At 71.9% G+C, this 13,525-nt stretch carries 11 protein-coding genes; 5 read left to right on the forward strand and 6 right to left on the reverse strand.

Annotated features, from left to right (window positions below):
* Positions 1-283: 283 nt before the first annotated feature.
* Positions 284-748: an ATP-binding protein gene (locus tag ACIRF9_RS12125; RefSeq protein ID WP_403819535.1), complete on the forward strand. Its 465-nt coding sequence runs from the start codon at positions 284-286 to the stop codon at positions 746-748.
* 18 nt (positions 749-766) lie between these two features.
* Here ACIRF9_RS12125 and argF read toward each other — a convergent pair whose 3' ends face one another.
* Both argF and ACIRF9_RS12135 read right to left on the reverse strand, forming a co-directional pair.
* Complete coding sequence (gene argF, locus ACIRF9_RS12130; RefSeq protein ID WP_403819537.1) at positions 767-1,774, reverse strand: ornithine carbamoyltransferase; 1,008 nt, start codon at positions 1,772-1,774, stop codon at positions 767-769.
* A 93-nt stretch (positions 1,775-1,867) separates the two neighbouring features.
* On the reverse strand, positions 1,868-3,091 hold the full coding sequence (locus ACIRF9_RS12135; protein WP_403819539.1) for an arginine deiminase: 1,224 nt from the start codon (positions 3,089-3,091) through the stop codon (positions 1,868-1,870).
* Positions 3,092-3,221: 130 nt separating this feature from the next.
* Between ACIRF9_RS12135 and ACIRF9_RS12140 the strand changes: the two genes are divergently transcribed.
* The 3 genes from ACIRF9_RS12140 to ACIRF9_RS12150 all read left to right on the forward strand — a co-directional run bounded on the left by ACIRF9_RS12140 (position 3,222) and on the right by ACIRF9_RS12150 (position 6,528).
* Positions 3,222-4,418 (forward strand): SPFH domain-containing protein, encoded by a 1,197-nt coding sequence (locus tag ACIRF9_RS12140; RefSeq protein WP_403819540.1) that lies wholly within the window; start codon positions 3,222-3,224, stop codon positions 4,416-4,418.
* The gene (locus ACIRF9_RS12145) at positions 4,415-5,314 is read left to right on the forward strand and encodes a hypothetical protein (protein ID WP_403819542.1); all 900 of its coding nucleotides are present in this window, start codon (positions 4,415-4,417) and stop codon (positions 5,312-5,314) included. The genes ACIRF9_RS12140 and ACIRF9_RS12145 overlap by 4 nt, the downstream gene beginning before the upstream one ends.
* 119 nt (positions 5,315-5,433) lie before the next feature.
* Entirely contained in the window at positions 5,434-6,528 is a 1,095-nt protein-coding gene (locus ACIRF9_RS12150) for a Kelch repeat-containing protein (RefSeq protein WP_403819543.1), read from the forward strand.
* Between the two features lie 17 nt (positions 6,529-6,545).
* Here ACIRF9_RS12150 and ACIRF9_RS12155 read toward each other — a convergent pair whose 3' ends face one another.
* The 4 genes from ACIRF9_RS12155 to ACIRF9_RS12170 form a co-directional block, all read right to left on the reverse strand.
* Entirely contained in the window at positions 6,546-9,164 is a 2,619-nt protein-coding gene (locus ACIRF9_RS12155) for a polynucleotide kinase-phosphatase (protein ID WP_403819545.1), read from the reverse strand.
* On the reverse strand, positions 9,161-10,645 hold the full coding sequence (locus tag ACIRF9_RS12160) for a 3' terminal RNA ribose 2'-O-methyltransferase Hen1 (protein WP_403819547.1): 1,485 nt from the start codon (positions 10,643-10,645) through the stop codon (positions 9,161-9,163). The genes ACIRF9_RS12155 and ACIRF9_RS12160 overlap by 4 nt, the downstream gene beginning before the upstream one ends.
* A 102-nt stretch (positions 10,646-10,747) precedes the next feature.
* Positions 10,748-11,692 (reverse strand): DUF4232 domain-containing protein, encoded by a 945-nt coding sequence (locus tag ACIRF9_RS12165; protein ID WP_403819549.1) that lies wholly within the window; start codon positions 11,690-11,692, stop codon positions 10,748-10,750.
* A 136-nt stretch (positions 11,693-11,828) separates the two neighbouring features.
* Positions 11,829-12,752, reverse strand: a complete 924-nt coding sequence (locus ACIRF9_RS12170; RefSeq protein ID WP_403819550.1) for an LLM class F420-dependent oxidoreductase — start codon at positions 12,750-12,752, stop codon at positions 11,829-11,831.
* A 238-nt stretch (positions 12,753-12,990) separates the two neighbouring features.
* On the opposite strand from ACIRF9_RS12170, the gene ACIRF9_RS12175 reads away from it, so the two are divergent.
* On the forward strand, positions 12,991-13,170 hold the full coding sequence (locus ACIRF9_RS12175; protein ID WP_403819552.1) for a hypothetical protein: 180 nt from the start codon (positions 12,991-12,993) through the stop codon (positions 13,168-13,170).
* Positions 13,171-13,525: the final 355 nt, after the last annotated feature.

Raw genomic sequence — 13,525 nt, forward strand, 5'->3', positions numbered from 1 at the left:
CCTCCTCGACGGTCACCCTCGAAGTTATCACTCATGCGTGACCGTCGTCACGAGGGCGCGATATGCGTTGCCGCGGGAACGCCGATCACAGTGTCACCGGTCGTCAATAACGCGGTAACAACGGGAGCAGGGAAGCGAGAGCGGCCGTTGTCCGGGGTAAGCCACCCGTCAGCGGGGCCGAACACCCCGTACGGCGCCCGACGAGCACCCCCGCCGGGGGTCGCCGTACCATTCCTGAAGTTGAAAGCAGGACCGCCTGATGTCGATCACGGGACCCTGCGCCATGAACGGACTCGCCTTGCAAGATCGCCCCTCCGACTCGGCCGCCTCCTGGCGGATCGCACTGCCGCACTCCGCCGCGGCCGTGCCGGTGGCCCGTGCACTGGTCCGTACGGCGCTGGCCGAGCTGGAGCACGGAGCGGACAGCAACACGGCGGAGCTGCTGACGGCCGAGCTGGTCGCGAACGCCGTGGAGCACACCGTCGCCGGGGACGCCCCGATAGAGCTGGTGGTGGAGCTGCGGCCGTCCGGCTGCCAGGTGGAGGTGCACGACCACGATCCGATGCCGCCGGGCGACCTCACCCGTCCGTCCGGCGTGGAGCCCGACCCCTGGCAGGAACACGGGCGCGGACTGCTGCTGATCCGCGCCCTGAGCTCGTCCTGCGGGCACCGCCCCACCGAGAAGGGCAAGGCGGTGTGGTTCCGGCTGGCCGTGGTTCCGCCCCAGTGGCGGCCGCGGCCGGAGTGAGCGGGGTCGGCCCGGCGCTCAGGCGAGGGTGGCGACCAGGACGGCCTTGATGGTGTGCAGCCGGTTCTCCGCCTCGTCGAAGACGACCGAGTGGGCCGACTCGAAGACCTCGTCCGTCACCTCCAGGGACTCCAGGCCGTGGGTCTCGTGGATCTCGCGGCCCACCTTGGTGCCGAGGTCGTGGAAGGCCGGCAGGCAGTGCAGGAACTTGACGTCCGGGTTGCCGGTGGCGCGCAGGACGTCCATGGTCACGGCGTACGGGCCGAGGGCGGCGATCCGCTCGTCCCAGACCTCCTTGGGCTCGCCCATGGACACCCAGACGTCGGTGGCGACGAAGTCGGCGCCGAGGACGCCCTCCGTCAGGGACTCGGTGAGGGTGATGCGGGCGCCGCTGGTCTCGGCGAGTTCGCGGGCGCGGTCGACGATCTCCTGGGCGGGCCAGTAGGTCTTGGGGGCGACGATGCGCACGTCCATGCCGAGCAGCGCGCCGGTGACGAGGTAGGAGTTGCCCATGTTGAAGCGGGCGTCGCCGAGGTAGGCGAAGGCGATGTCCGCCAGGGGCTTGGCGCTGTGCTCGGTCATCGTCAGCACGTCGGCGAGCATCTGGGTGGGGTGCCAGTCGTCGGTGAGACCGTTGTAGACGGGCACGCCGGCGTACGAGGCCAGCTCCTCGACCTTCCGCTGGCTGTCGCCGCGGTACTCGATGCCGTCGTACATCCGGCCCAGCACGCGCGCGGTGTCCTTCACGGACTCCTTGTGGCCGATCTGCGAGCCCGAGGGGTCGAGGTAGGTGGTGGAGGCGCCCTGGTCGGCCGCGGCGACCTCGAACGCGCAGCGGGTGCGCGTCGAGGTCTTCTCGAAGATCAGTGCGATGTTCCTGCCCCGCAGGTGCTGGATCTCCGTCCCGGCCTTCTTGGCGGCCTTCAGTTCGGCGGCCAGCTCGATCAGGCCGCGGAACTCCTCGCCGGTGAGGTCCAGCTCCTTGAGGAAGTGGCGTCCGGCGAGGGCGGTCGGGACTGTCGCCATGGGGCGCTCCAAGAGGTGCGTGCAGAGGTGCAGTGACAGGGACCCTTGGAAGTCTATACGACACTCGGCATTTCTATACAGGCACCTGTACGGCTATACGGCCTCCCGTTCGACGGGACAGCTCATGCAGCGCGGCCCGCCCCTCCCCCGGCCCAGCTCGCTGCCCGGGATCTCGATCACCTCGATGCCCTGCTTGCGCAGATGGGTGTTGGTGGTGGCGTTGCGCTCGTAGGCGACGACGACGCCCGGCTCGACGGCCAGGACGTTGCAGCCGTCGTCCCACTGCTCGCGCTCCGCCGCGTGCACGTCCTGGGTGGCGGTGAGCACCCGGATCTCGTTGAGGCCGAGGGCGGCGGCGATCGCCCGGTGCATGTGCTCCGGCGGGTGGTCGGTGACCTTCAACTCCTTCTCGCCGACGCCCGGTTCGATGGTGTACGAGCGCAGCATGCCGAGGCCGGCGTACTGGGTGAAGGTGTCGCCGTCGACCATCGTCATCACGGTGTCGAGGTGCATGAAGGCGCGCCGCTTCGGCATGTCCAGGGCCACGATGGTCCGCGCCGAGCCGGCGGCGAACAGCTTGTGCGCGAGCAGCTCGACGGCCTGGGGGGTGGTCCGCTCACTCATGCCGATGAGCACCGCCCCGTTGCCGATGACGAGGACGTCGCCGCCCTCGATGGTCGACGGGTAGTCGGCCTGCCCCTCGGACCACACGTTGAACGTTTCTCCACGGAACAGGGGGTGGTGCCGGTAGATCGCCTCGAAGTGCACGGTCTCCCGCTGCCGGGCGGGCCAGCGCATGGCGTTGACGGCGACGCCGTCGTAGATCCAGGCGGAGGTGTCGCGGGTGAAGAGGTGGTTGGGCAGGGGGGCGAGGAGGAAGTCGTCGAGCTCCATGACGTGGAAGCGCACGGAGGTCGGCTCGGGGTGGGCCTCCAGGAACTCCCGTTTGGTCATACCGCCGACGAGACTCTCGGCGAGGTCGGCCGCGGACAGGTTCTCGAAGGAGGCCCGGAGGTGGTCGGTGGCGAGCACCCCGTACTCCTTCTCGTCGAAGACGCGGTCCAGGACGAGCGCGCGGGCCGCCGGGATCTCCAGGGCCTCGACGAGCAGATCACCGAAGAGGTGGACCTCGACACCACGGTCGCGCAGTACGTCGGCGAACCCGTCGTGCTCGGCGCGCGCCCGGCGCACCCACAGCACGTCGTCGAAGAGGAGCGTGTCCTTATTGCTGGGCGTGAGCCTTTTGAGCTCGAGATCCGGCCGGTGCAGGATGACGCGGCGCAGCCGCCCGGCCTCGGAGTCGACATGGAATCCCATGCCTCCATCCTGACCATCGCACGGCGTCTTGACCCGTTGCTCGACGGTTTCTTCGACTTCTCGTTCTCGTCCTCTTGACGATAACCGGCGCGAGCGATTATCGTCGACAAGACGAAAACGAGGGGGTTCGATGGCCGACATCACGCGGCGTCTGGGCTGGCGACACCTGCGCGGTGCGCCCACGGCACACATCCGGCACCACCGGGGCGGCACGCTGCTCCACGACGGGCCGGGGCTCAGCTTCTGGTTCCGCGCGCTGACCGCTGCGCTCTCCGAAGTACCGGTCGACGACCGGGAGTTGGCGATGACCTTCCATGCCCGCACCTCCGACTTCCAGGACGTGGCGGTGCAGGCGACGGTGACGTACCGGATCAGCGACCCGGCGCTCGCGGCGGCCCGCCTGGACTTCTCCATCGACCCGGACACGGGGGTGTGGCGGGGCTCGCCCCTGGAGCAGCTGGGCTCGCTGCTGACGGAGACGGCGCAGCAGCACGCACTGGACGTCCTGGCCCGTACGTCGCTGTCGTCGGCGCTGGTCGACGGGGTCACGGCGGTGCGGGAACGGGTGGCGGCGGGGCTGAACGCGGAGCCCCGGCTACCGGCGACCGGCATCGAGGTGGTCGCCGTCCGCGTGGTCGCGCTGCGCCCGGAGCCGGAGGTGGAGCGCGCGCTGCGCACGCCGGCCCGTGAGCAGATCCAGCAGGAGGCCGACCGGGCGACGTACGAGCGGCGGGCGGTGGCCGTCGAGCGGGAGCGGACCATCGCCGAGAACGAACTGGCCAGCAAGATCGAACTCGCCCGGCGCGAGGAGCAGTTGGTCGAGCAGCGCGGTACGAACACCCGCCGCGAGGCGGAGGAGAGCGCGGCCGCGGACAAGGTGCGGGCGGAGGCCGAGGCGACGCGGACGGTGCGGCTGGCGGAGGCGGAGGCCGCGCGGTCGGTGAAGCTGGCGGAGGCCGAGGCGGCCCGTGCCGTGAAGCTGTCCGAGGCGGAGGCCGCCAAGCAGATCCAGCTGGCCGACGCCGAGGCGCGGCGCACGGAGCGGCTGTCCGAGGCGGAGTCGGCGCGCACGGTCAAGCTCGCGGAGGCGGAGGCCGCCCGTGCGGTACGGCTGGCCCGTGCGGAGGCCGAGGCGGCGCGCGAGGTGGGCGAGGCACGGGCCCAGGCCCAGGCTGCCTGGCTGCGGGTCCACGCGGACGTGGACGTGGCGACCCTGCACGCCCTCACCGGAACCCGGCTCGCGGAGAACCTGCCGCACATCGACAGCGTGACCATCTCGCCGGACGTGCTCACCGGGCTGCTCGCCAAGCTCGGAGCCCGGGAGTGAGCCTCGCCCCGCGGGCCGTGCTGGTCCATCGCACCACGGAGTACGAGGAGTTGCTGGCCCGGCACGGCACGCACGGCCAGGCCGCCTTCTTCCTCTCCTCGCGGGGCCGGGACATCGAGGAGATCGCGGAACGCCACCGCCGTACCCGGCGCGCCCTGGCGGAGGTGACGGGGGCGATCCCCCTGACCTGGCGTCAGACGCGGGTCGAACGCACCGACCTGGACCGCTTTCTCTTCGCTCCCGAGGACGTGGTGATCGTGGTCGGCCAGGACGGTCTGGTGGCGAACGTGGCCAAGTACCTCACCGGACAACCGGTGGTGGGCATCGACACCGACCCCGGCCGCAACCCGGGCGTCCTGGTCCGCCACCGGCCCAGGGACGCCGGCGTGCTCCTGCCCTCGGTACTCGCCTCCGCCACGGGCCTGTCGGAGCTGACCATGGTGGAGGCCGTAGCCGACGACACCCAGCGGCTGCTGGCCCTCAACGAGATCTACCTGGGCGCCGCCGGTCACCAGACCGCCCGCTACCGCCTGGGCCTCGAGGACGACGGGGGTGTCGTCGAGGCCCAGGCCTCCTCCGGGGTGCTGGTCGGCACCGGCACGGGTGCCACCGGCTGGATCCGCTCGGTCTGGCAGGAGCGGGGCGGCGGCTTCCGGCTGCCGGGGCCGACGGAGGAACGGCTCGTGTGGTTCGTACGGGAGGCGTGGCCGTCCCCGGCGACGGGGACGTCGTACGTGGCGGGCGAGCTGGCGGGGAGCGGCCGGCTCACCCTCACCGTCGAGTCCGAGCGGATCGTCGCCTTCGGGGACGGGATCGAGAGCGACGCGGTGGAGCTGACGTGGGGGCAGACGGTGCGGGTGGGGGTGTGCGGGGAGCGGCTGCGGTTGGTGGGGTGAGGTGCGCGTCCCGGGTCGATTCCTGAGCCGATAGGGCGAAATGTACGGTTTCGGCGGCGGGTCGTCCGCGGGGCGTGGGACATCCCTGGTATTGCCCCCCTCTGCGACAGGAGTCCGCCTTGCCTCACATACGTACGATCCCGAGAAGGTGGCGTGCCCGCTGTGCCCTGACCGGGGTGCTCACCGCCGTGGCCGTCCTGTGCGGGATGCTGCCCGCCGGTGCGAGCAACGGGCTGAACTGGACCACGTTGCCGTCCTTGCCCACGGCTCGGTTCCAATTGGGCTCGGCTGCCGCGCCGTGCCCGCGCGGGCAGACCGGGACCTGTCTCTACTCGGTGGGCGGTTCCGACGGCAGCTCGGTGCTGAACACGGTGCAGTCGTACAACCGGACCAGCAACGCCTGGTCGACGCTGCCGGTCCTGCCCACGGCCCGCAGAGCCCTCGCGGCGGCGGCCGCTCCCTGCCCTGCCGGGCAGTCCGGCACGTGCGTGTACGCCATCGGCGGTGTTTCCGGCAGCGGGTACTCACGCACGGTCCAGTCCTACAACCCGGCGACCAACTCCTGGACCGCCCTCGCGTCGCTGGGGACTGCACGCTCGTACCTGGGTGCGGCGGCCGCGCCCTGCCCCGCGGGGCAGACCGGAACCTGTGTCTACGCCATCGGGGGCTTCAACACCTCCGGCAACCTCGCGTCCGTGGAGGCGTACAACCCCGCGACCAAGTCCTGGAGCATCGTCGCGTCACTGAGCGCGGCCCGCTCGGGGCAGGGCGCGGCGGCCGCGCCCTGCCCGAACGGTCAGGGAGGCACCTGCGTCTACGCCGCGGGCGGGCTCGACCCCGCGGTCTCCGACACGGTGGAGTCCTACAACCCCGCCACGAAGGCCTGGAGCCTGGTGGCGTCGCTGACCGTCGCCAGGGACACTCCGGGCGTGGCCGCCACCACCTGCCCGCCGGGCCAGTCGGGCATCTGCGTGTACGCGGTGGGCGGCATCAGCGGCACGACCCCCCTGGGCACGACCGAGTCCTACAACCCGGCTTCCGACGTCTGGACCAGCCTGCCGTCACTGCCCACCCCCCGTTTCCAGGCCGGAGCCGCGGCCCTCTCCTGCCCGCCCGGCGCGACCGGCAACTGCGTCTACATCGCCGGCGGCGACGACGGCGGCGGCGCGGTGGGCACCCTGGAGGCCCTCGACCCGCCGGCCGTCGGACACTGACCCCGACGGGCCCGAGGTCACAGCCTCGGGTCCACCGGCTCCGACTCCAGGGCCAGCACGCCGAACACCGCCTCGTGGACCCGCCACAGCGGTTCGCCCTCGGCGAGACGGTCCAGGGCCTCCAGGCCGAGGACGTACTCGCGGACGGCGAGCGAACGCTTGTGGTTCAGGAAGCGTCCGCGCAGGCGGGCGAGGTTGTCGGGGCGCGTGTACTCCGGGCCGTAGATGATCCGGAGGTACTCGCGGCCCCGGCACTTGATGCCGGGCTGGACCAGCCGGCCCTGGCTGTCGCGGACGACCGCGCCGAGCGGCTTGACGACCATTCCCTCGCCGCCCCGGCCGGTCATCTCCAGCCACCAGTCGACGCCGGCCCGCACCGACTCGGGGTCGGCCGTGTCGACGTACAGACGACGGGTGGTCTGCAGCAGACCGGTGCTGTCGTGCTCCACCAGACGGTCCAGGAGCGCCAGCTGCTCGTCGTGGGGCAGGCCCGCGAGGCTGCGGCCCTGGACGGCGAGCACCTGGAAGGGGGCCAGGCGTACGCCGTCCAGGCCGTCCGTCGTCCAGCAGTAACGGCGGTACGCGTCCGTGAACGCGGCCGCGTCAGCGGCACGTTCGCGCTGGCGGGTCAGGAGGTCGGAGACGTCGACGCCCCTCGCGGCCGCGCCCTCCAGTGCGGCCAGCGCACCCGGGAAGACCGCCCCGGACGCGGCGCCCACGGCCGCGTACTGCGAACGCAACAGCCCCGACGCCTTCAGCGACCACGGCATCAGCTCGGCGTCCAGCAGCAGCCAGTCCGTGTCGAGTTCGTCCCACAGACCGGCCTCGTCGACCGCCGCGCGCACCCGCCCGAGGATCTCCTCCGTCACCGACTCGTCGTCGAAGAACGGGCGGCCGGTGCGGGTGTAGAGCGAGCCGGTCGGGCCTCCCCCACTCTCGGCTTCGCTCGAGCGGGAGGTGCCCCCAACCCCGAAGCGCTTGCGCGCCGTGTCCGCGTCGCGGCACACCAGGGCCACCGCCCGCGAGCCCATGTGCTTCTCCTCGCACACGACCCGCGCGACGCCGTCCGCGGCGTACTGCGCGAACGCCTCCGCCGGGTGCTCCAGGAAGTGTCCGTCAGCGGCTCCGCCGCGGGCTTCCACCTGGCTCGTCGCCGTCGGGGCCATGGTCGGCGGGAGGTACGGCAGCAGTCGCGGGTCGACCGCGAAACGGCTCATGACCTCCAGGGCGGCTGCCGCGTTCTCCTCCCGGATCGAGACCCGGGCCTGGCCGTCGTACCGGGTCTCCACGATCCGCCGGCCGTGGACGTCGGCCAGGTCCAGCGGACGACCGTCGTGCCCGCCGGGCGCCTCCGACCTCAGCGGCTTCGTCGGCTCGTACCAGACCCGCTCCGCCGCTACGTCGACCAGCTCGCGCTCCGGCCAGCGCAGCGCGGTCAGCTTGCCGCCGAAGACGGCACCGGTGTCCAGGCAGATCGTGTTGTTCAGCCAGGTGGCCTCCGGGACGGGCGTGTGGCCGTAGACGACCGCCGCCCGGCCCCGGTAGTCCTCCGCCCACGGGTAGCGCACCGGCAGGCCGAACTCGTCGGTCTCACCGGTGGTGTCGCCGTACAGCGCGTGCGAGCGGACCCGGCCGGAGGTGCGGCCGTGGTACCTCTCCGGCAGACCGGCGTGGCAGACCACCAGCCGGCCGCCGTCGAGGACGTAGTGGCTGACGAGCCCGTCGATGAACTCCCGGACCTCGGCCCGGAACGCGTCGCTCTCGCCCTCCATCTGCTCGATCGTCTCGGCCAGTCCATGGGTGTGCTGGACGTTGCGCCCCTTGAGGTAACGGCCGTACTTGTTCTCGTGGTTGCCCGGGACGCACAGGGCGTTGCCCGACTTGACCATCGACATCACGCGGCGCAGCACGCCCGGGCTGTCCGGTCCGCGGTCGACGAGGTCGCCGACGAAGACGGCCGTACGGCCCTGCGGGTGGACGCCGTCGGTGTATCCCAGCTTGCCCAGCAGGGACTCCAGTTCGGCGGCACAGCCGTGGATGTCGCCGACGATGTCGAAGGGGCCGGTGAGGTGGGTCAGGTCGTTGAAGCGCTTCTCGGTGACGACGGTGGCGTTCTCCACGTCCGCCACGCCCCGCAGGACGTGCACCTTGCGGAAGCCCTCGCGCTCCAGGTGGCGCAGGGAGCGGCGGAGTTCGCGGGTGTGGCGCTGGATGACCCGGCGCGGCATGTCGGCGCGGTCGGTACGGGTGGCGTTGCGCTCGGCGCACACCTCCTCCGGCACGTCGAGCACGATGGCGATGGGCAGCACGTCGTACTTCTTGGCCAGGTCGATCAGCTGCCGGCGGGCGTCCTGCTGGACGCTGGTCGCGTCGACGACCGTGCGACGGCCGGCCGCGAGCCGCTTGCCCGCGATGTAGTGCAGGACGTCGAAGGCGTCCCCGGTCGCGCTCTGGTCGTTCTCGTCGTCGGAGACCAGCCCCCGGCAGAAGTCGGAGGAGATGACCTCGGTGGGCTTGAAGTGCCGTCGCGCGAAAGTGGACTTGCCGGAGCCGGAGGCTCCGATCAGTACGACGAGGGAGAGGTCGGTGACGGGCAGGACCCGCCCCCGCTCCGCTGTTTCCCGGGTCTCGGTCATGCCGCCTTCGCCTCCTTCTCGTTCGTGGTCCTCGTCGTGGCGGTGCTCAGTTCGAAAACGGCCATCTGGGTCGGCGGTCCGACCTCCGGGTCGTCCGGGCCGACGGGGACGAACTCCACGCCGTAGCCGTGCCGTTCGGCCACCGCGGCCGCCCAGGTGCGGAACTCCTCACGGGTCCACTCGAAGCGATGGTCGCCGTGCCGGACGTGTCCGGCCGGGAGGCTCTCCCAGCGGACGTTGTACTCGACGTTCGGGGTGGTCACCAGGACCGTGCGCGGACGGGCCGAGCCGAACACCGTGTACTCCAGGGCCGGCAGCCTGGGCAGGTCGAGGTGCTCGATCACCTCGCTGAGCACGGCGGCGTCGTAGCCCTTGAGGCGGGTGTCCGTGTACGCGAGCGAGCCCTGGAGGAGCTGGACGCGCGACGCCTGCCGCTCGCCCATCCGGTCCAGCTTCAGGCGGCGGGAGGCGATGGTGAGCGCCCGCATCGACACGTCGACGCCGACGATCTCGGTGAACCTCGGGTCCTTCAGCAACGCCTGCACCAACTGGCCCTGGCCGCAGCCGAGGTCGAGCACGCGGGCGGCGCCGGACGCCTTCAGCGCGGCGATGATCGCGTCCCTGCGCTGCACGGCCAGCGGGGTGGGCTTCTCCTCGGTCTCCTCCTCCGCCTCGACCGCGTTGTCGATGTCCTCGACCTCGCTGTCGTCGGTCTCGGCGAGCCGCACCAGTTCCAGCCGCTCCATCGCCTGCCGGGTCAGCGACCAGCGGCGCGAGAGGAAACGACTGGTGATCAGCTTCACCTCGGGGTGGTCGTACAGCCACGCCCCGCCGGCGCGCATCAGCTTGTCGACCTCGTCGGAGGCGACCCAGTAGTGCTTGGCGTCGTCGAGGACCGGCAGCAGCACGTACAGATGACGCAGCGCCTCGGCGACGGTCAGCGTCTCGGACTCCAGGACGAGACGCACGTACCGCGAGTCGCCCCACGCGGGGAACTCGGTGTCGAGGGCCACCGGGTCGGCGGTCACCGTCCAGCCGAGCGGCTCGAAGAGCCGGCGGACGAGGTCGGGGCCGCCCCGGGCGGGCAGCGCGGGCACCTCGACGCGCAACGGCCGTGCCTGCGCGGGGAGTTCGGGCTTGGCGCTGCACACGCCGCGCATCGCGCTGGAGAAGACGGCGCTCAGTGCGACGGCGAGCAGCGAGGAGGCCGCGTAGGGGCGGTCGTTGACGTACTGGGCGAGCGCCGCGTCGGGGGCGCCGCCGCGGCCCTTGCCCCTGCCGCGCCGGACCAGCGCCACGGCGTCCACCTCCAGCAGCAGCGCCGCCGTGCAGCGCTGGGCGTCGGCCTCGGGATAGAGGACGTGCGCCGTACCGTAGGAGGTGGAGAACGCCTGCGATTTGTCGGGATGCTTGTGCAGCAGGTAGCCGAGATCGGTGGCCGGGCGTTCGGGGGTGCCGGTGGTGGTGATCGTCAGGAACACGGTGGGTGCCTCGGAAGGGTTCGGTAGGAGCGAAAGCGCTGGTCGTGCGCCCGCGCGCCCCTCCAACGTACAGAGATCGGTCCGGGTGCACGCGGGAATTTCTCAGGACCGCGGTTCCGCCCGCTGCCACGCGCCGACGCCCAGCTTCCCGGTGGTCCCGAGATCGAGGCGGGGCGTGATCGTCACCGGTGCGGCGCCCGCCTTGGCGCGGACCCGGACGTGGGGGACGGTGACGGCCTCGAGGCCGGCTTCGGTGGTGTTGCGCCAGGCCAGGCCGGAGACGGCCGTCTCGCCGGGCTTCAGGGTGAGGGGGCGGGGCGGGTCGTCCAGGCCGGTCCCCGTGGCGATGCCGTCGCCGCCCCGGAGGATCCTCACTCCGTCGACCGGCTCGAGGTCCGCGTCCAGGAGGCTCAGTTCCGGATAGCCGTCGAGGGTGTAGTCCTTCTTCCCGCAGTTCTCCAGGTGCAGGCCGACGACGCGCAGTCCCATGGCGGCGTCGCCCCGGTCGGCGGTGACCCGGATCCCGGAGGACGGGCACGCGCCCGCCTCGGCCGGTGCCTCGTCGGCGGGGACCTTGGTGACCTGGGCGACCTTCACCGCCGTGACCCGGGAGGCGCCCGGCGCGAGCACGTCCAGCTCCACGGATCCCCGTACGGTCCTGCCGGGGCCGACGTCACGCACGGTCTCCCGCTGGTTGCCCATGACCTGGCCGTCGCTCGTCGTGAAAGCGAGGACGACGGTGTAGGTCAGTGCCTCGGTGCCGTCGTTGGTGACCTCGTAGGCGGCGGAGATGCCGGAGGTGGGGAGGCGGTCCGCGTGGACGAGCCACGGGGACTCGGTGACGGTGGGGGTCGGGGACGCGGAGGGGATGGTCACCGAGGTGATCCGTACGCCGTCCACCGGCGGGTCGGTGACCCGGGTGCGGGGCGCCGGAGAGGCCGCGCCGACCCCGCCGGTCGTGTCCGCCCGTTCCGCCCCGCACGCCGTGGCGAGGAGCAGCACGGCGGCGACGAGCGGGAGGAGGAGGGGTCGGCGGGCTCTGCGCATCCGGTCACCCCATCAGGGGCGAGCCCCGGCCGACTGTGGCGGAAGCCACAGTTCCAGTCACAGCCGTGTCACAGCTGACGGGTGCGCGCGTCCCGGTCACCGGACGACAGCGTCCCGGCGGCCGGGCGGCGTCCCGTCACGGCAGCTGCGACTGCACCTGGGCGGAGATCAGCTCCAGGTGGTCCAGGTCGTGCAGGTCGAGGATCTGGAGGTAGAGGCGGCGGGAGCCGGTCTCGGCGTAGCGGCCGATCTTCTCGACGACCTCGGCCGGGGTGCCGGCCAGGCCATTGGTCTTGAGTTCGTCGACCTCGCGGCCGATCGCGGCGGCGCGGCGGGCGACCTCCTGGTCGTCCTTGCCGACACAGACGACGAGGGCGTTGGAGAAGGTGATCGAGCCGGGGTCCCGGCCGATCTCCTCGGCCGCGGCCCGCACCCGGCCGAACTGCCGCTCGCTGTCCTCGGCCGAGCCGAAGGGCATGTTGAACTCGTCGGCGAACCGGGCCGTCAGCCGGGGCGTGCGGCTCGCGCCGTGCCCGCCGATCAGGACCGGGATCTTCGGCTGCGCGGGCTTGGGCAGCGCGGGCGAGTCCTTGAGCTCGTAGTGCTCGCCGTGGAAGTCGAACGTCTTGCCCGGCTCGGTGGCCCACAGGCCGGTGACGATCTCCAACTGCTCCTCGAGACGGGCGAACTTCTCCTTCGGGAAGGGGATGCCGTACGCCGTGTGCTCCTCCTCGAACCAGCCCGCGCCCAGGCCGAGTTCGACGCGGCCGCCGGACATCTGGTCCACCTGCGCGACCTGGATGGCGAGGACGCCGGGCAGCCGGAAGGTGGCGGCCGTCATGAGCGTGCCGAGGCGTATTCGCCTGGTCTCACGGGCGAGGCCGGCGAGGGTGATCCAGGCGTCCGTGGGGCCGGGGAGGCCGTCGACGTCGCCCATCTTCAGATAGTGGTCGGAGCGGAAGAAGGCGTCGAATCCAAGGTCCTCGGTGGCTTTCGCCACGGTGAGGAGGGTGTCGTAGGTGGCGCCCTGCTGGGGCTCGGTGAAGATGCGAAGATCCATGCCCTCCATCCTGCCTGTCGGGCCTCCCGTCAACCCCACCGGTCCCCCTGGGCCCGGGCGTCCCCGGTCGGGTGAAAAACGTCCGTGCCGGCGCGGGTGGCTGCCCGCGCCAGTGACCCGCTCCGGTGGTGATCGTTGGCCGGTGCGGAGCCGGAACGCCCGGCGCCCGCCCGGCAGTTCAGCGCCGGGACGTCACCCGCGTCGGCCTCCCCGGGGGGCCAGGGCCGAGGAGGCCGTCATGTCCGAAGAGACCGTGCCGCACCAGGGCGGAGGCACCGCAGCGGCCCAGCCGAAGGGGCTGCTGCAGCAGATGGAGGAGCTGATGGCGTCACTGAACGCGGACCTCTCGGCACTGGAGGACTTCCAGGCGGCGGGCACCTCTCAGCGGACGCGGACCGAGGAGGGCAGGGCGGGCTGATCCGGGGGCATGTCTCGGCACGGGGGGACTTCTCGGCAGGGGGACCGTTTGGCAGGGGGCCTCTCCGCAGGCAGGCCCAGCTCGCTACACAGCGGGACACCCCTCCGCACGGGGGCACCTTTCGGCACGAGGGGCACCTCTCCCCGGGTGGGCTCATCTCCGCAGGCAGGGCCAGCTCGCTACACAGCGGGACACCCCTCCGCACGGGGGCACCTTTCGGCACGAGGGGCACCTCTCCCCGGGTGGGCTCATCTCCGCGGGCAGGCCCAGCTCGCTACACAGCGGGACACCCCTCCGCACGGGGGCACCTTTCGGCACGAGGGGCACCTCTCCCCGGGTGGGCTCATCTCCGCAG

Source organism: Streptomyces sp. NPDC096132 (genome assembly GCF_044763345.1).
Lineage (GTDB): Bacteria > Actinomycetota > Actinomycetes > Streptomycetales > Streptomycetaceae > Streptomyces.